Below are 18,262 nucleotides of genomic sequence, written 5' to 3'. Positions count from 1 at the left end.
GCATAAACGTGCGGCTCACGAGGACTGCGGGTCAGGTACGCGCGGCGTCGAGCGGAGCGGCCGTTCGCGCCGGTTTCGCCCGCGGAGCGACGCCGATGCCTCGACCACCGCCGCACGGACCGGAAGCGCTCCAGTCGTGGTCGACCGCCTCACAACCGCCGGCGTCCTTCTGCGCGCGCACCATGTCGGTCACATCGGTGAGCAGCTTCTTGGCGTCGTACGCGACACCGTTGCGGATCGTCCACTGGACGCCGCCGACCCGCGCGATGTCGCCGGTGTCCGCATCGAGCCGGCCGGCTCCTGTGCCGTACAGCGTGCGTAGATCCTCGAGCGGGTTCTGCGGTACGACCGCGAGGTCGGCGACCATGCCGACGCGCACCGCGCCGTACTCGGGCTCCTTGCCCGTCGGCTCGGCGAGCGTCGTCGCCGTGTTGTGGCTCATCGCCTCGATCGCCTCAACCGGCGAAAGCCCGGCCTCCTGCAACAACTCGAGCTCGCTGATGTTGCCGAACCCGTAGAGGTTATAGATGAAGCCGGGGTCCGTGCCACCGGCGATCCTGCCACCGATCGACTTGTAGTCGTTGATCAGCTGCATGTACTGGTGGAAGAACCGCTTCCAGCTCACCTCGTCGGCAGTGGTCCAGTCGTAGTAGAACGACCCGTGCGCTCGCGGGCTCGGCTCCCAGAAGTTCCACATCGACGGCATCACGAACCTGGTGTGCCACTCCAGGCCGCGCGCGCGAAGCAGGTCACGGCCCGCCTGGTAGACGGTCATCGTCGGCCCGAAGGTGACACCGTTCGCCTTCTGCTCCTGCAGATAGTCCCACCATTGACGCGAGCCGGGCTCGTACGTGTACCCGATGACCTTCGCGACCTCGCGCCACCGCGACGCCTCGTTCCCGTAGTCGTAGTCCGGCGGCTTCGGGTGTTCCCGGCCTCGCTTGAGCAACGACTCGAAGTGGCCGTAGAAATGGGTCACGGTGCCGATACCGAGGCGTCCGAGCTCGACCGCGTTGAGCTGCTTGTAGATCGGCGGTGACATGTGCATCGTGGTGCCGAGCGCGTTCTGTTTCGCCGCCCTGATGGCCGCGGCGATCTCGCGGCGCCCGTACGGTCCGGTGCCGAAGAACTTGATGCCATCGACGCCGTTCTCCGCCGCCCAGTCGACCCACTGCCGGGCCTTCTGCGGCGTGTCGACGTCCCCGTCGCCCCAACCGCTGCCAGGGGTCTGGTAGTTGACGATCCGCGGAGCGACGATCTCGTTGCGCTCGCTGCGCTCCCTGTCCTCGACGGCCGAAGCGTTGTCGGTGAGGCTGACACCCCGAACGGTCGTCACGCCGTGGCCGAGCCACAGCTTGTACGCGTACGTACGCGGCGTTTCGCCCTCTTCGGAGTGGGTGTGTTCGTCGACGAGACCCGGCATCACCCACATCCCCGTCGCATCGATCTCGTGGTCGGCGTCGTGCGGAGCGCGATCGGAGCGCAGCGGCTGCCTCGGCGTACCTGCGGACAGGATCCCGGTGATCCGGTTCTGCTCGATCACGATGTCGACCGGCCCGCGAAGCGTGCCGCCGACCCCGACGATCACGTTGACCCCGCGAATGACCATCTTGTTGAACGGCCCCTCGCCCTCATCCGGCCCGCGTGGAGGTGTCCTGGAGCCCGCTTGCGGGACGGCGGACGCACCGTTCGCCGGTACTGCCGGCCAGGCGGCGATGCCGGCAGCAACGCCGGTGGTCTGCAGGAACTTGCGTCTGTCGAGCGACACGGGACCTCCAGGTGCGCGTCGGATGCCACCCATCGAGCGCCCGAGCCTGCACCGCGGCCAGCATCACACTGTGATTGCGTTTCCGACCGTCAGCAACATTCGTTGCGGATGGTTCATCCTGACCCGCTCGTCACGCTCTGTCAACGCGCGGTCGCTGCGAGACTCCATCGACAGCAGGCGTACGTGCACCGTCACCAGGTCACCGCCGAGTACGCGCACGTTCATCGCGTTGTACGCACGCAACGGATGCCATGCGATGATGCTGCGCTGCCTCGCCAGCGGATCATCATCGGGCAGCACCGTTGCGATTCCGCGAACCCACCGATAACGCAGACCGATACGTAGTCGCACCCGAACATGCGGGTCGGCGCGGATGTTGCGTACGTACCCGGCCCGCATGCCGTGTTCGGCGATGATCCAGAACGAGTCGCCTTGCCTGCCGTTGCCGACCGGCACTCGCCGGACTTTGCCGGACCTCCGCCCGCGGGTCTCCAGGATCGCCAGACCGAGCGGGTTGACGCCGATCCGGAGGAACAGGCGCATCAGCGGATTGATCGTCCATCGCTGGACGGTGCGGACGAGGACGACCTTGAGACGCCGACTGCGAACCGTCAGCACGAGCAGCGCCACGTACACGACCGACTGCACGACGGAAGGAATCAGACCTCCGCCTAGGCCGATGAAGAAGAGCACCCATACGAAGGCGACTGCCGCAATCGTGCCGGCCAGCAACCCCCGCGGTGCCGTCATACGAGTGTATGATTTCATACGACTGTATGATGCCACGTGTGGGAACAGAGTCAAGCGAGTCTCGAAGATCCGCCGAGATCACCGAAGCGCTTCTCGACATCGTCGACCGGCACGGACTGGACCGGGTGAGCGTCCGCGAAGTCGCAGCGCAGGCAGGTGTTTCCATCGGCACCGTGCAGCACTACTTCCCGACCAAGGACACGATGCTGTCCGGTGCGTACGACGAGGTCGTACGCAGACTCCGCGCACGGTTGTCGGCGGTGCGGCTCGGCGAGGACGTACGCCAGAACCTCAGCGTCGTACTCCGCGAGCTGCTACCGCTCGACAAGCGCCGCGTGGCCGAAGTACGCATCCATCTCGCGTTCGCGGCTCGTGCGGCGACCGTACCCGGGCTGGCCACGACTCAGCGCGCAGCTCTCGCAGAGATGCACGAGGCGCTCGCCGATGCGCTCAACGCCGCGTGGGGAAGCGCGCCCGGAGAGGTACGTGCCGAGCTCGCAGCGCACGCCGCCCTCGCGATGGCCGACGGCCTCGCCCTGCACGCGGTCAGCTCCGGCCGCTGGTTGTCTCGTCGAGAGCAGGCCGAAGCGCTCGAGCTCGGGCTAGACGCCCTGCTTGCATTGGAGCCTCGATGAGCGGGGGCGTCCACGGCCGACGAACCGGTGGCCTCGCAGGGAGACCCGCACCTGGCCGACCGGCCTCGCTGGGCCGCACGTTTATGCCCCGATTTTCGCGATTTTGGGGCCGATACGTGCGGCTCACGGGGGCGTGCCTTCCACGAATCCGGCGGGTTTAAACGTCGTACCCGCCCGGGCAACCTGTGCTTCGACAACATTCGAGAACCGGAGCACGCCATGGGAAGTCCCAAGATTCGCACCGCAGTTTTCGCCGCGCTCACCGCAGCGGCACTCACCTTCGTCGCATCGCCTGTCGGCGCGACCGATGACTCGGCCGCCGCCGCCGGCGAGCCGAAGCCCGTCGCCGAGAAGGCAGGGATCGACACGCACGGCGACGCGTACATGGGTTGGCGTCATACGCCCGCACCGCCGCTGACCGACAGCCAGTCACTGCGCCGTACGGGAGATGTCGGTACGCAGGGCTCAGATGTGACTGGCATCGACGTATCCGGGTGGCAGGGCGACGTCGACTGGTCGAGTTGGAAGAGCAAAGGCATATCTTTCGCGTACGTGAAGGCGACCGAGAGCACCAACTACACCAACGACTACTTCACCAGTCAGTACAACGGCTCCTACAACGCCGGACTCATTCGCGGCGCCTACCACTTCGCGACGCCCAACACCTCCTCCGGCGCCGCGCAGGCACAGTACTTCGTCGACCATGGTGGAGGCTGGTCCGGCGACGGCAAGACGCTGCCGGGCGTACTCGACATCGAGTACAACCCGTACGGCGACACCTGCTTCGGTATGTCCCCAAGCCAGTTGAGCTCCTGGGTGAAGGACTTCAGCGACAAGTACCGCGACCTGACCGGTCGTGACGTCGTGATCTACACGGCACGCAACTGGTGGGTGCCGTGCATGGGCGACACGACCGCCTTCTCGCAGACGAACCCGCTGTGGGCCGCGGACTACCAGAACGATCCGCCCCCACTGTTCGGTGGCTGGGGCTTCCACACGTTCCACCAGTGGACGTCCGACCCACTCGACCAGAACTACTTCAACGGCTCGCACGATCGGCTGGTCGCACTCGCGAACGGCTGACGTAACGCCCCGTGGAATACCACGGGCCCATAGCAAACCGCGCCGCTACCCGGCAAACTTCCCGGGTAGCGGCGCGGTTTGCTGGGTAGCGGTGGCCGCCGAATCTGAGCTGCTCAGCGCTGCGCGAGGAGCTCGGCGATCTGTACGGTGTTGAGCGCGGCGCCCTTGCGCAGGTTGTCGGCGCTGACGAACAGCACCAGGCCGCGTCCGCCGTCGACGCTCGAGTCTTGGCGAATCCGCCCGACGTAGCTGGGATCCTGGCCCGCGGCGCGTAGCGGAGTCGGCACGTCGGTGAGCTCGACACCGGGTGCGGCACCCAGCAGCTCGCGCGCCCGATCCACCGACACCGGCCGCTCGAACTCGACGTTCAGCGACAGCGAGTGCCCGGTGAACACCGGCACGCGTACGCACGTGCCCGACACCCGAAGCTCGGGGAGGTCGAGGATCTTGCGGCTCTCGTTGCGCAGCTTCTTTTCCTCGTCGGTCTCGTACGTACCGTCGTCGACGACCGATCCGGCCATCGGGAGCACGTTGAACGCGATCGGGGCGACGTACTTGTGCGGCGTCGGAAACTCGACCGCAGAGCCGTCGTGGGTCAGCTCGCTCGCACGGTCACCGACCTTCGCAGCCTGCTCGGCGAGCTCGTCGACGCCGGCGAGCCCGCTACCGGAGACCGCTTGGTACGTCGACGCGACGATGCGTACGAGCCCCGCCTCGTCGTGCAACGGCTTGAGCACGGGCATCGCGGCCATGGTCGTGCAGTTGGGGTTGGCGATGATGCCCTTGCCGGCGTCGGCGACAGCGCCGGGGTTGACCTCGCTGACGATCAACGGCACCTCGGGGTCACGCCGCCATGCGGACGAGTTGTCGACGACCGTTGCCCCGGCAGCGGCGAAACGCGGCGCCTGCTCGCGAGACGTCGCCCCGCCCGCAGAGAACAACGCGACGTCGAGCCCGGTCAGATCCGCAGTAGCGGCGTCCTCGACGGTGATCTGTTCGTCGCGCCACGGGAGCGTACGCCCGGCAGAGCGGGCCGAGGCGAAGTAGCGGATGGACGCCACCGGGAAGTCGCGCTCGTCCAACAGCTTGCGCATGACGGCGCCGACCTGACCGGTGGCACCGACGACTCCTACATTCAAGCCGCTCATCGGCCCGTACCTCCATAGACAACAGCCTCGACCTCGTCGGAGTCGAGGTCGAACGCCGCATGTGCGGCCGCGACGGCGTCGTCGACACCGTCTTCGTTCACGACGACCGAGATGCGGATCTCCGAGGTGGAGATCATCTCGATGTTGACGCCGGCATCGGCGATGGACTTGAAGAACCGTGCGGTGATGCCGGGATGCGACCGCATGCCCGCTCCGATCAGCGACACCTTGCCGACCCCGTCGTTGTACAGCAACTGGTCGTAGCCGACCTGATCCTTCAGCCGGGCAAGGGCGGTCATCGCCGTCTGGCCGTCGGCGAGCGGCAGCGTGAACGAGATGTCGGTCAGCGCGGTCGCCGCCGCTGAAACGTTCTGCACGATCATGTCGATGTTGATCTGGGAGTCGGCGAGCACCTCGAAGATGGCCGCGGCCTCACCGACCTTGTCGGGTACGCCGACGACGGTGATCTTGGCCTCGCTGCGGTCGTGTGCGACGCCGGAAATGATGGCCTGTTCCATGGGCTTCTCCTCGGGTGCCTCGGTGACCCAGGTGCCGGTCTTGTTGGAGAACGACGACCGTACGTGGATCGGCATGTTGTGTCGGCGGGCGTACTCGACGCAGCGCAGATGCAGGATCTTCGCGCCCGCGGCGGCCATCTCGAGCGTCTCCTCGTACGACAGCTCGGGGATGCGGCGGGCGGTCGGCACGATGCGCGGGTCGGCGGTGAAGATGCCGTCGACGTCGGTGTAGATCTCGCACACATCGGCGTCGAGTGCGGCGGCCAGGGCCACAGCCGTCGTGTCCGAGCCTCCGCGACCGAGCGTCGTGATGTCCTTGCTGGTCTGCGACACGCCCTGGAAGCCCGCGACGATAGCGATCGCACCCTCGTCGAGTGCAACCTGGATGCGGCCCGGCGTGACGTCGATGATCTTCGCCTTGCCGTGCGTCGAGTCGGTGATGACACCCGCCTGGGAGCCGGTGAACGACCGGGCCTCCTGGCCCAGGTTGCCGATGGCCATCGCGAGCAACGCCATGCTGATCCGCTCACCCGCGGTGAGCAGCATGTCGAGCTCGCGGCCGGTCGGCAGCGGCGAGACCTGATGCGCGAGCTCCAGCAACTCGTCGGTCGTGTCGCCCATCGCCGACACGATCACAACGACGTCGTTGCCGGCCTTACGGGCAGCGACGATCCGCTGTGCTACACGTTTGATGCTCTGGGCGTCGGCGACGGAGGAGCCGCCGTACTTCTGCACGACAATGCCCACAAGAAGTTTCCTTGATCGATGAGTTTGGGGGCGCGCCACATTGCGCCCGGCCATTCTACGGGTCGCCCGACGGCGCCTTGTGGGTTGTCCGCGTGCCGGACCGCGCGGCAGGTCAGGACGCTGCGGCTATCCGCGCGGCGATCCCGTCGAGGATGACCTCAAGCCCGTAGAGGTAGCTCTCCACGTCGCCGTTGCCGTCCGGATCGTCGATCGCACCGGACCACGCAGCGCGGTGGATCGACGGGTAGGCGTGCTCGTCGACCACCGCTCGAAGCGTCGCGGCGTAGTCGTACCTCTGGCCCCCACGCTCGGCTGACACAGCGGCGTCGTGAGCCATGCGACCCTCACCCAGCGTGTACGAACTGAGTAGCCCGATGACACCCATACTCTCGGCGTCGCTGAGTCCGGTGCCGTCGAGCGCACTCATTGCCTGTTCGACCCAGGCAAGCGCGTGCGGGCCTGCGGGAGGCGTCACGATCGGCAGTTCGAGGACCCAGCGCCGGTTCTCGAGCATCTGCCATTGCCCGACCGCCCACGAGCGCAGCTTCGTACGCCAGTCGTCGCCCTCGATCGCGGGAGCGCCGGATGAGCTGGCGTTCCACATCAGCTGGAGCAGCTCCTCCTTGTTGTCGACGTAGCGGTAGAGGGACATCGTCGTGAACCCGAGGTCTTTGGCGACCCGTGCCATCGACACGGCGGAGAGGCCCTCGGCATCTGCGATCGCGATGGCCTGCTCGACGATCGCATCCAGCGTCAGTCCGGGCTTCGGCCCCTTGCGACCGCGCTCGCGCTTGCCCCACAGCAGGTCGAGACCGGGCGGCAACACCGTCTCGGGATCGGAATCCATGGCTCACCTTCTATCTCCCGCGTACACACTTGCGCAAATCTGTGTATGCCATATACAGTTCCGTGTATGACATACACAGTAACAGTCACCGGGCTCCGGAAGGCGTACGGGGAGCAGGTCGTCCTCGACGGGATCGACCTCTCCGTCGAGCGCGGCACGGTGTTCGCACTTCTCGGCCCGAACGGCGCCGGCAAGACCACGACGGTCAACATCTTGTCCACGCTCGTACGCCCGGACGGCGGATCGGCGAGCATCGCCGGCCACGATCTGCTCACCGACCCCGACGGCGTACGCCGCTCGATCAGCCTCACCGGGCAGTACGCCGCGATCGACGACGTACTCACTACCGAGGAGAACCTGCTGATGATGGCGCAGCTGCTGCGTCTCGATGCCAAGACCGCACGCGAGCGGGTCGGTGACCTACTCGAGGAGTTCGATCTCGAGCACGTACGCACCCGCCGGGTGAAGGCCCTGTCCGGCGGCATGCGCCGACGGGTCGACATCGCCGCGAGCGTGATCACGCGTCCACCGCTGCTCTTCCTCGACGAGCCGACTACCGGCCTCGACCCACGCAGCCGCGAGCAGACCTGGGAGACCGTTCGCCGGCTGGTGGCCGATGGCGTGACGATCCTGCTGACCACGCAGTACCTCGAAGAGGCCGACCAGCTGGCGGATCGCATCGCCATGCTCAACGGCGGGCGGATCGCCGCCGAAGGCACGGCCGACGAGCTGAAGAGCAGCCTCGAGGGCGAGGTCGCCCGCTTCGAGTTCACCGACCTCGAGACCTTCAACCGAGCAGTCGGCACCCTCGCCGCGACAACGGCCGATCCCGCCCGCCGAACCGTCGAAGTAGCAACCGATGGCTCCGCGACTCAGCTGCGCGAGCTCCTCGTGGGCCTCGATGCCGCACGGATCCCCGTACGCCGGGTGACGACGCACCGGCCGACGCTCGACGACGTCTTCCTGTCCCTCACCGAAACCGCCAAGGAGGTATCGCGATGAGCGTCGCGTACGCCCTGACCGACTCCCGCGTGATGATCGTGCGCAGTCTGCGCCACACCGCGCGAAATCTCGACATGATGCTGACCGCCGTGATGCTGCCGGTCGTGCTGATGCTGCTGTTCGTGTACGTGTTCGGCGGCGCGATGAACACCGGCACCGAGTACGTCAACTACGTCGTACCCGGCATCATCTTGCTCTGTGCGGGCTTCGGCGCCTCGAGCACGGCAACCAGCGTCGCCGGAGACATGGAGAACGGCATCATCGCCCGCTTCCGTTCGATGCCCATCGCCAGCTCGTCGGTGCTTGTCGGCCACGTCGTCGCGAGCGTCGTGCGCAACCTCGTCGCGACAACCCTCGTCGTCGGTGTCGCCTTCGCAGTCGGCTGGCGCCCTCAAGCCTCGCTCGTCGAATGGGTCGCGGCAATCGGAATGGTCGTGCTGTTCGTACTCGCGATCTCCTGGCTGGCGGCGGGTTTCGGCCTACTCGTCAAGAGTGTCGAGGCGGCGAACGCGTTCACCTTCGTACTGATGTTCCTGCCGTACGTGAGCAGCGCGTTCGTACCGACCGAAACGATGCCGTCGGCTTTGCATGGCTTCGCGGAGCATCAGCCCGTGACACCGATCATCGAGACCCTGCGCGGGTTGTGGATGGGTACGCCGATCGGCAACGACGCATGGCTCGCTCTCGCCTGGTGCGCGGGCATCCTCATCGCTTCGTACCTCTGGGCGGCGTGGTTGTTCCGACGCCAGACCAGCTGATCAGACCTCCCTACCGGTGGAACCTCTCAGGTCAACCGCTGCCACAGGAAGCGGTACGCCATCGCGGTCATGTGCGCGACCTGCGCGTTCGTGGCAGCACCACCGTGGCCGCCCTCGGTGTTCTCCCAGTACGTGACGTCCTTGTCGTGCTGGAGCATCAGGGCGGCCATCTTGCGTGCATGACCCGGATGCACTCGGTCGTCGCGGGTCGAAGTCGTGAGGAGTACCGGCGGATACGTGCCGTCGGGGTCGAACCGGTGATAGGGCGAGTACGTCGCAAGGTACTCCCAGTCGGCAGAGTCGGGATCGCCGTACTCCGCCACCCACAACGCTCCGGCAAGCAGCCGGTGATACCGCCGCATGTCCAGCAGTGGCACGCGGATGACGATCGCGCCGAACAGCTCGGGATAGCCCGTGAGCATATTGCCCATCAGCAGGCCGCCGTTCGAGCCGCCCATCGCTCCGAGATGCGCGGGCGAGGTGATTTCGCGGGCCGCGAGGTCGCGCGCGACCGCGGCGAAGTCTTCGTACGCCCGATGGCGCTTCTCGCGCAGCGCAGCTTGATGCCACGCGGGACCGTACTCGCCACCACCGCGGATGTTCGCCACCACGTACACACCGCCACGCTCGATCCAGGCTCGCCCGATCGCCGCGGAGTACTCCGGCGTTCGAGAGATCTCGAAGCCGCCGTAGCCACTGAGCAAGGTCGGCGCTGTGCCGTCGTACGCGAGGCCACGTGGGCGTACGACGAAGTACGGGATCCGGGTGCCGTCGTCGGAGGTTGCGAAGTGCTGCTCCGCCACCACCGACGAAGCGTCGAAGAGCTCCGGGGTCGACTTGAGCGGCTCGAGTTCGGCGCTGGGATCGCTCAGGTCGGCCAGTGACAACGCGGGCGGACTGAGGAAGCTCGTCGTCGTCAGCCAAACGACGTCGGACTCATCGGCGTCGACCGGGCGTACGTGCACACTCGCCAGATCGGGTACGCCGGTCAGAGTGTGGCGTGACCAGCCCGCGGGATCGACCACCTCGACCCGATGGCGCACGTCTTCCAGGATCGTGAGCACGAGGCGGTTGGCGGTCCACGAGTACCCGGCCAACGACATCGACGACGTCGGCTCGAAGACGGTGGTGAAGTCGCGATCGCCGGCCAGGAAGGCATCGAAGCCGATGGCAAGCAGCGAGCCGGCAGAGTGCGTACGCCCACCGACCTCCCAGGCGTCGCGCAATTCGACCAGCATCGAGTCGCGCTTCACGCTCAGCTCCGCCGAGTCGGGGACATCGACCCGGGTGAGTGATCCGTCGGCGCCGAGCAGCCAGTCTTCGCCGGTGTAGAACGTGATCGCTCTGCTCACCCAGTCGCGCTCGTAGCCCGGCGTTCGATCATGGTGCGCAACGACCATCAGATCGTCGCTGCGGCCTTCGTACACGACCTGCGAGTCGGCGTACGCCTGCCCGCGTCTCCAGCGGCGCGCAACTCGCGGCAAGCCCGACTCGGTCATGCTGCCGGGCCCGGTGTCGGTCGCGAGGAAGACCGTGTCTGCGTCGATCCAGTAGACGTCGCCCTTGCCTTCGGGCCGGTAGAACCCGTCGCCGACGAAGGCCCGCTCGACCAGATCGAACTCGCGGGTGACATCGGCATCCGACCCGCCGCGCGACAGGTTGACGAGTGCCAGCTTGTACGCCCGTGGGCCGGTGCGCAGAACCTTCGCGCCGTGCCAGACCCAGTTGGTGCCCTCCTGCTCGTTCAGCGCATCGAGGTCGAGCAGTACATCCCACTCGGGGCTGTCGGTGCGGTACGAATCGAGCGTCGTACGTCGCCAGATGCCCCGCTCGTGCTCCGCGTCTCGCCAGAAGTTGTAGTACCAGTCGCCGGCCTTGACGAGGTCGGGGATGCGCTCATCGGAGTCGAGCACTTCGAGGATCTTCTTGCTCAGCTGGGCGAAATCCTCATCCGAACAGATACTCGCCTCTGCGTGGGTGTTGCGCTCGCGTACCCAGGCGAGTGCGTCATCACCCTCGACATCCTCGAGCCAGAGGTACGGGTCGGTGTCCTCGGTGATCGCCATGCGCATCAGCGTACGGGCTCGCGCGTCCGCCTCCGCGGACGCACCGTTACGCGACGGGGCAGGAGGTCTCGATGGCGATGCGACCCTTCGCGGTACGCCCGCTGATGGTGGCGCGGAGCGTGTCATCGACAAGCGCAGCGGTCGCCTCGACGCCGGATACCGCGACGCGGCGACCGTCCTCGACGAGCTCGACTCCCGTGAGAGTTGCAGGCTTCAGCTCCTGACCGCGGCGTACGTCGCCGAGGACGACACCGACGTAGCCGCCCTCGGCCGCCTTCGGGTTGGAGTAGTTCGTACCGAAGTTTGCGGTGATGAAGTTGCCGTGCGCCTCGCACGTCGCACCACGCACCGGCGCCGCTTCGCCTCCGGCGACACGTACGTGGGCAGCGCCGTCGCCGCAGTAGCGGATCACCTGATGGCCGTCCTCGTACGTGCTGGCGCCGCATTCGACCGCCGAGCTGTGGTGCTCATCTTCGGAGTGCGGCTCCGACTCGCCGCTCGCACCGCCATCCGCGCATCCGCTCAGGAACAGCCCGACGATCGCAACGGCTGCGAGCGGCGTACGGCGAGACAACCGACGACAACCAGGGTGCACCGATCAGTCATCCAGTGCTGGGCGGATGATGTCGACGCCTCGGCGACCGTCGGCCACGTAGATGACGTCCTTGTTCCAGTACGGTGCCGCAGACGATCCACCCTCCGGACGGTAGTAGCCCACCTGGGTTGGGTTCGTCGGATCCGAGACGTCGACGAACCGCGTGCCGTTGCCGTAGAAGGACTGCACAACGAGGTCGTCGCGCAGCTGGAAGTAGTGGGCGGAGCAGCCCTGGTTCGGATCAGTGCCCGGCTTGCCCCACGGCGTGAACTCGCCGACGATCGGCAGCCGGTACGGGTCGTCCGGTGTCGAATGCCAACCCTGGCCGTCCTTACTGTCGCCAATCGAGACGAACAAGAGCCGTCCGTCGGTCTCACACGAGTCGCTGAAGTTCTCGATCGTCACCAGCGCAAGATCACCCGGCTCATGGCCGCCGAGCGATCGCATCGGACGCAGTGCATTGTGCGCGAACGAACCACCGGGGAAGCCCACATCGGGCTGCTGGACGAATTTGCCGCCAGCGTACGGGATCGGCTTCGCGGCGCTGGCGACGTGGAAGCGCTTCTCGACCGGGTCCCAGTGACGTCCCTTCGTCCAGTAGCCGCGCAGCCCGCCGCGCCCGGACACCCAGGCAACCCCGGACTTGTCGACCTGCACGTCGTGCGCATAGTCGGTGACTCCGTCGTTACGGCCGAGGTCGACCGGATCGGGATAGACCGACGGCTTCCTGGGGTTGCGGATGTCGGTGACGAAGACCGGCCGTCCCTCCCAGTCGTCCGGCTGGTCGGCGTCCTTCATCGGGCCGCCCGTCCAGAGGTACTTGCAGTCGTTGATGCAACTCGACGTGTGGCCGGCGGGAACCTTCGTAAAACTGAGGATCTTCAGGTCGGCCGGCTTGCGCGCTGACACGATGTACACGCCGGACTCGCCGCTGTCCTGCGGTTGGTCGAAGGCACGCGGGTCCTGCGACATGAACACGAGCTTGCGCTTCGGATCGACGTCCATGTCCTCGTTCTCCCAGAACCCAGGCATGTCGACGGAGTCGAGCAAACGCGGGTTCTCGGGGTTCGTCACGTCGTACGACTTGAGGCCGAAGGTTCCGGTGACGAACATGGCTCGCCGGTGATGCCCGTAGTCGAGGAAGTTGATCGCCGTGGCACCGGCAACCTCGGGCAGATTGCCCACGAACTCGACGCCGTCGTACTCCCCCTCGGGTGCGTCGCGCACGATCTGTCCGGCTCGCACCGTTTCGGCGCTGGTGGCCGCCGCAGCAGTTTCGTTCGCATCGTGGTCTTCGCATGCCCATGCCGCAACCGGGGCGAGCACAAGCCCGAGCGAGGCGCCCACTGCGGCCAACGCACGAGTGAGCGGACGGGACGGACGGGACACAACGCTACGACGTGACATCTCGCACCTTTCGCGTCGGCGGGGCTCGCCTGACTCGTCCCAGCCTTCTGCTGATCGGTGAATCCTGCAACCGACAGATGTCGGCAGTGGTTCCGACAACTGTCGAACCGGACCCCTAAGACACGACCGGCGTCAGTAGCATCCGTGGCTCGAGAAGCAGGCGGCCGATCCGGTCGGTGTCACTCTCGGCGCCCGGGCCCGGACGCATTTCGATCTCGCGCGGCGGGACGGCGTACCGACAGGTCGGGCAGTTGCTGACCGAGTCGAGCACGTCGCCGCACTCGGCGTGCGCGAACACGCGGCGTACTCCGCCGTCGTGCGGAATGAACTCGTCGCCCCATCGACCGAGCGTGTGTACCGCCGGCCACAGCCGCTCACCGGCCTCCGTCAGTACGTACTCGTAGCGCGGAGGCGCGTCCTGATACTGGCGCTTCTCGAGTACGCCGGCCGCTGTGAGCGTCTGCAGCCGCTCGGTCAGCACGGCTCGCGGCACCCCGACATGGGAGTGGAAGTCACTGAAGCGGCGTACGCCGAAGAACGCATCGCGCAGGATGAGCATCGTCCATCGCTCACCGACCAACTCGAGTGCCCGCGCCAGCGCGCAGTTCTGTGCGGCGTAGTCCTTGCCGAGTGCCATGAGACGATCTTAACTCGGTCAGTTCACTGACCGAACCTTGTCTGATACCGTCAGTTCGGTGACTGAACTTACTCCCGTCGTGCGTACGCCCGGCGCGCCACATCCCCGAGCGACGCTGGCAATCACCGTCGTCGCGACGTTCGTCGTGTTGATGGACTATGCCGCGCCACTCACGGCGGTCCCCGATCTCACCTCCGCACTCGACGCGAGCCAGTCCGAGCAGACCTGGCTGGTCAACTCCCTGCCCCTCGGGTTGGCAGCGCTACTGCTGGTGTCCGGTGCACTCGCCGACGATTTCGGCCGACGCCGCGTGTTCGTTGCAGGCACCGTCGCGCTTGCGATTGCGCTCGGTCTCTCCGCCGTGGCACCAGATGCCCTGACGTTCATCCTCGCTCGCATCGTGCAGGGCGCCGCCGGCGCGGCTGTGCTCGCAACCAGCCTCGCCCTGCTCGCGGAGGCGTACGACGGAGCCGCTCGACTTCATGCGTTGGGAGTCTGGGGCGCCGCCGTCGGTGCGGGGATCGCTTCCGGACCGCTCGTTTCGGGAGCATTCGGCGCCGACCATTGGGCCGGGCCGTACTGGCTCTTCGCGGCGGTCACAGCCGTCATCGCCGTCATTGCACGAGGCACCCTCAGTGAGTCGCGTACGCCCGCGGCCGCAAGACCGGATGTGATCGGCGCGGTGACGTTCGGCGGTGGTCTGACGGCACTCCTCGCGGCACTGACCGAGGGACGGTCGGGCTGGGGATCTCCGCTCGTACTCGGCTTGCTGGCGGCGGCATTCCTGCTGGTGGCCGGCTTCGCGGTGATGCAGACCAAGGTGGGTCGACCGCTCGTCGACCCCACGCTCTTCAGACATCCACCGTTCCTGGCCTCTACGATCGGCGCGCTCGTCACAGGCGTGGCGATCATCGGGCTGATGAGCTACCTACCGACCGTGCTCCAACTCAGCGGTGGGTTCGCAGCCCTCACCACGGCCTGGCTGTTCGTGTTCTGGTCGGGTACGGCAGCGCTCGTTGCGTACCACTCGCGCCGGCTCGGACTGACATCGGTGCGCCAGCTGAGCATCGGGTTCGCCCTCGCAGCGCTCGGCCCGCTCAGCTGGCTGGGCGGCCTCGACTCCGGCGACTGGGTACGACTCGTTCCTGGCCTGGTGCTCGCCGGAATCGGCAGCGGCCTCGTCAACGCAGCGCTCCCCCGTCTAGCGGTCGAAAGCGTGACTACGGCACGTACGGCGATGGGCTCGGGGGCGAACAACACAGCACGTTATGTCGGATCGTCGATCGGTGTGGCGATCGTCATCGCTATCGTGACGAACGTCGGGCCCGGCACCGCTAGTGGTCTCGCGCACGGCATGGACATCGCGATCATTGCCACGTCCGCCGTCGCAGTGCTCGGCGCCTTGGGTACCCACGCCGTCGCCCGACGGTGAACGTTCAGCACGATCTCACCGAAACCCGTACGAGCCCGTGGGTTGCTCGTTAGGCTCCATCCGGAGTGGAGCCAGAGGGAGGCAATCGTGCGCAGGTATCTGGTGGGGTCCGCGGTCGCATGCGCTTCGGTCGTGATGGCGGGCATGGCGAATACGTCGAGCGCCGAGCCCGGATTCGCCGACACCGATCCGTACGCCCCGCAGGGGACCATGCGTGAGCGAGCGAAGCCTGTGACGGCAGTGCCCGGCGACCGTGCTCGTGCGTCGACACCATGGCGCGGAGCGGCATGGACCGATCCCGGCGAAGCCGCGGCGAATGCACGAGACATCCGAAAAGTCGACGCGTACGTCAACCGCAAGACCGGCGTGGTCAAGGCAATCACGACGTTCCAGGCCGCTCCGACCAAGAAGGGGACGGCCATCGCGTTATACGTCGGCGCCGTCGATGAGAACGGTATGTGCCTGGCGCGCACCGTCGTCGTCGTACCGACCCGCGGCGGCAAAGGGTTCTGGGCGCATCTGAAGGCCAACGGCACGCCGGGCAAGGGCGGCACCGCACGTTCCGACCGCGACACCAAGCGAGTGATCGCGACCGCATCGGCAGCGGGCCTGAAGGGCGTCCCCGCCGGCTGCGCGTACGCGGTCGCGTCCGCACACAGCGGCCAACCGGTCTACGACCGGACCGGGTACGTCCGCCTCGACCAGTGGGACCCGATGCTGCGCTACGACGGAGGCACCAGTCTGCACACTGGCTTCGTCGTCGGCAGCAAGAAGTCGCTGAAGGTCCGAATCAAGAACAACCCCGACACCGTCACCCCGACACCGGTCCGCGGAGTACGCGTGTTCATCAGGCCGGCAAAGGGGATCGCCGCCGCGTCGCGGTCGACCAGTCTCGGGATGCTCGACTTCTACGACGAGAAGACCGCGACGTTCAAGATCCGGCCGAAGAAGCGCAAGGCCGGCACCGTCAAGTGGACGGCCGTGGGCGACTACGGCATCGCGTCCGGCTCGTACCGGCTCCACCCGCTCGCCAAACCCCTCAAGATCGGCAAGTCCCTGGCTGGAAAGAGGTTCTGGGCGCCGCATAAGAACCTGCAGTGGCGGGCGTACGGCATCTGGTTCGTGAATCGCAAATTCGCATATGTCGGCTTCCCGCCAAAGGGCAAGCCCACGTGCAAGAAGGTGACCTCGGGTGGCGAGAAGCGAGGCTGCGTCCGCTACAAGTTCCGCCCGGGCAAGAACAAGCTGACGATCGCGGGCAAACGCGCGAAGGTCAAGAACGGCCGGATCAGCTGGCGGGGGCGCAGTTACCGACCACTCTCCGTCCCGAAGGCCGGATCTCGATGGACCGTGTCGCACCGGCACGTGAACGCGACAACGTCCGGGACGCTCGAGTACCTCGATATCTTGCTGAACGGCAATGGCAGGTTCGCGACCTACCGGACAGTGTTCGCTCGCTCCGGCCCGAGCACTCGTGCTGGCGGTGACCTCCCCGAGGGCCGCGGTACGTACCGAATCAAGAAGCACGGCCACCTGGTGCTGAAGTACCGCAGCGGCAAGGTCGTGCACCGCTCGCTCGGCGTACTCACCAACGGCAGTCGGCGACCCAATCCTTGGGACACCGGCCTGATGATCGGCAAGACGTACTACGACCGTTGACTCAGGTTTTCGTACGAGCGGGGCCGCGCAAGCCGAACCACGTGTACGCCAGGGTCAGCAGCGCAACGATGGTCAGCAGCGCGAGCCCGACCGTGTAGTCCTGGCCGATCGAGTCGTACGTAGCGCCCATCACCAGCGGTGGGAAGTAGCCGCCGAGACCGCCTGCCGCGCCGACGACGCCCGTGACGCTTCCGACCTTTGCAGGTGGCGCACTGGCCGCGACCCAGGCAAACACACCGCCCGAGCCGAGCCCCAGGAACATTGCAAGCAGTACGAAAGCCGTACCAGCCGGTACTTCTGGCTCGGGCTGGAAGGCAACGACGACTGCGAGCACTGCCGCGCCGGCAAGGGAGACCATCGAGACCAGCTTCGGTCCGACGTGGTCGGAAAGCACCCCGCCGACCGGGCGGGCGATGACGGCCGCGATCGCGAACCCGGCTGTTCGGGTACCTGCGCCGGTGAGGTCGAAGTCGTAGATGTCGTTGAGGTAGGTCGGCAGGTAGGTGGAGAACGCCACGAAGCCGCCGAACGTGACGGCGTACAGCAGCGACAGCTGCCAGGTGACGCCGAGCTTCAGCGCACCTGCGAGTTTCGGCAACAGCGGCTCGGCGTTGGGCGTCCACTCGGGCGAGTCGGTCATCAGCATCCAGCCGAGCGCCGCTGCGACCAGCATCGCCGCGGCCACGATGACGTGTGTGGCGGTGTAGCCGAACCAGTCGACGAAGCGCGGCGTGAAGAATGCCGAAAGGGCGGTGCCACCCATGCCGGCGCCGAACACGCCGGTCGCGAAACCGCGACGCGACTTCTCGTACCAGGCGTTGAGGAACGGGATACCTACCGCGAAGGTGGTTCCCGCGATGCCGAGGAAGAAGCCGAAAACGACGAGCAGCGCGTACGACTCGGCGTGGCCGGCGACGGCGACGAGGATGACGAAAGGCGTCGCAATCACCATCAAAACGGGCATCATCACCCGACCGCCGAACCGGTCGGCGAGTGCGCCCGCAGGGATTCGCCCGACCGAACCGACCAGCACCGGCATCGCCACCAGCAGTGACTTCTGGTTGGCGGACAGGTCGAGGTCTTCGGTGTAATACGTCCCGAGCGGAGCGATGACGTTCCAGGCCCAGAAGCTGACCGTGAACAGGGCCGTCGCAAGGATCAGATTGCGAGTCTGTAGCTGCTGCATGGCGGCTCCTCGGCCTCTCGGGCT

General features: G+C 66.6%; 16 protein-coding genes. 6 read left to right on the top strand and 10 right to left on the bottom strand.

Annotated elements, in window-relative coordinates:
- Positions 1–31 precede the first annotated feature (31 nt).
- Both MU582_01950 and MU582_01945 read right to left on the bottom strand, forming a co-directional pair.
- Positions 32–1,768: a hypothetical protein gene (locus tag MU582_01950; protein UPK75420.1), complete on the bottom strand. Its 1,737-nt coding sequence runs from the start codon at positions 1,766–1,768 to the stop codon at positions 32–34.
- Between the two features lie 63 nt (positions 1,769–1,831).
- On the bottom strand, positions 1,832–2,518 hold the full coding sequence (locus tag MU582_01945) for a nitroreductase family deazaflavin-dependent oxidoreductase (protein UPK75419.1): 687 nt from the start codon (positions 2,516–2,518) through the stop codon (positions 1,832–1,834).
- A 38-nt stretch (positions 2,519–2,556) separates the two neighbouring features.
- Between MU582_01945 and MU582_01940 the strand changes: the two genes are divergently transcribed.
- Positions 2,557–3,153, top strand: a complete 597-nt coding sequence (locus MU582_01940) for a TetR/AcrR family transcriptional regulator (protein ID UPK75418.1) — start codon at positions 2,557–2,559, stop codon at positions 3,151–3,153.
- Positions 3,154–3,372: 219 nt separating this feature from the next.
- Positions 3,373–4,236: a lysozyme gene (locus tag MU582_01935; protein ID UPK75417.1), complete on the top strand. Its 864-nt coding sequence runs from the start codon at positions 3,373–3,375 to the stop codon at positions 4,234–4,236.
- A 113-nt stretch (positions 4,237–4,349) separates the two neighbouring features.
- Here MU582_01935 and MU582_01930 read toward each other — a convergent pair whose 3' ends face one another.
- The 3 genes from MU582_01930 to MU582_01920 form a co-directional block, all read right to left on the bottom strand.
- The gene (locus MU582_01930) at positions 4,350–5,384 is read right to left on the bottom strand and encodes an aspartate-semialdehyde dehydrogenase (protein UPK75416.1); all 1,035 of its coding nucleotides are present in this window, start codon (positions 5,382–5,384) and stop codon (positions 4,350–4,352) included.
- Positions 5,381–6,649 carry an aspartate kinase gene (locus MU582_01925; protein UPK75415.1) on the bottom strand — a complete coding sequence of 423 codons (1,269 nt, stop codon included), beginning with the start codon at positions 6,647–6,649 and terminating at the stop codon, positions 5,381–5,383. The genes MU582_01930 and MU582_01925 overlap by 4 nt, the downstream gene beginning before the upstream one ends.
- A gap of 112 nt (positions 6,650–6,761) precedes the next feature.
- The gene (locus MU582_01920) at positions 6,762–7,496 is read right to left on the bottom strand and encodes a TetR/AcrR family transcriptional regulator (protein ID UPK75414.1); all 735 of its coding nucleotides are present in this window, start codon (positions 7,494–7,496) and stop codon (positions 6,762–6,764) included.
- A 66-nt stretch (positions 7,497–7,562) separates the two neighbouring features.
- Between MU582_01920 and MU582_01915 the strand changes: the two genes are divergently transcribed.
- On the top strand, positions 7,563–8,498 hold the full coding sequence (locus MU582_01915) for an ATP-binding cassette domain-containing protein (protein ID UPK75413.1): 936 nt from the start codon (positions 7,563–7,565) through the stop codon (positions 8,496–8,498).
- On the top strand, positions 8,495–9,256 hold the full coding sequence (locus MU582_01910) for an ABC transporter permease (protein ID UPK75412.1): 762 nt from the start codon (positions 8,495–8,497) through the stop codon (positions 9,254–9,256). Before MU582_01915 ends, MU582_01910 begins: the two co-directional genes overlap by 4 nt.
- Before the next feature lie 26 nt (positions 9,257–9,282).
- On the opposite strand, the gene MU582_01905 is transcribed toward MU582_01910, so the two are convergent.
- The 4 genes from MU582_01905 to MU582_01890 all read right to left on the bottom strand — a co-directional run bounded on the left by MU582_01905 (position 9,283) and on the right by MU582_01890 (position 13,961).
- Positions 9,283–11,322 carry a prolyl oligopeptidase family serine peptidase gene (locus MU582_01905; GenBank protein UPK75411.1) on the bottom strand — a complete coding sequence of 680 codons (2,040 nt, stop codon included), beginning with the start codon at positions 11,320–11,322 and terminating at the stop codon, positions 9,283–9,285.
- A gap of 46 nt (positions 11,323–11,368) precedes the next feature.
- Entirely contained in the window at positions 11,369–11,896 is a 528-nt protein-coding gene (locus tag MU582_01900; protein ID UPK75410.1) for a hypothetical protein, read from the bottom strand.
- A 24-nt stretch (positions 11,897–11,920) separates the two neighbouring features.
- Entirely contained in the window at positions 11,921–13,324 is a 1,404-nt protein-coding gene (locus MU582_01895) for a hypothetical protein (GenBank protein UPK75409.1), read from the bottom strand.
- 115 nt (positions 13,325–13,439) lie between these two features.
- The gene (locus MU582_01890) at positions 13,440–13,961 is read right to left on the bottom strand and encodes a helix-turn-helix transcriptional regulator (protein UPK75408.1); all 522 of its coding nucleotides are present in this window, start codon (positions 13,959–13,961) and stop codon (positions 13,440–13,442) included.
- A gap of 58 nt (positions 13,962–14,019) precedes the next feature.
- On the opposite strand from MU582_01890, the gene MU582_01885 reads away from it, so the two are divergent.
- Together MU582_01885 and MU582_01880 are read left to right on the top strand one after the other, a co-directional pair.
- On the top strand, positions 14,020–15,393 hold the full coding sequence (locus MU582_01885) for an MFS transporter (protein ID UPK75407.1): 1,374 nt from the start codon (positions 14,020–14,022) through the stop codon (positions 15,391–15,393).
- Positions 15,394–15,480: 87 nt separating this feature from the next.
- Positions 15,481–17,052, top strand: coding sequence for a hypothetical protein (locus MU582_01880; protein ID UPK75406.1), 1,572 nt, complete (start codon positions 15,481–15,483; stop codon positions 17,050–17,052).
- A gap of 1 nt (position 17,053) precedes the next feature.
- Here MU582_01880 and MU582_01875 read toward each other — a convergent pair whose 3' ends face one another.
- Positions 17,054–18,238 carry an MFS transporter gene (locus tag MU582_01875; protein ID UPK75405.1) on the bottom strand — a complete coding sequence of 395 codons (1,185 nt, stop codon included), beginning with the start codon at positions 18,236–18,238 and terminating at the stop codon, positions 17,054–17,056.
- Positions 18,239–18,262 lie beyond the last annotated feature (24 nt).

This window comes from Nocardioidaceae bacterium SCSIO 66511 (assembly GCA_023100825.1).
Lineage (GTDB): Bacteria > Actinomycetota > Actinomycetes > Propionibacteriales > Nocardioidaceae > Solicola.
The sequence above is the reverse complement of the archived record's forward strand: the minus strand, read 5'-3'. Positions and strand labels throughout refer to the sequence as shown.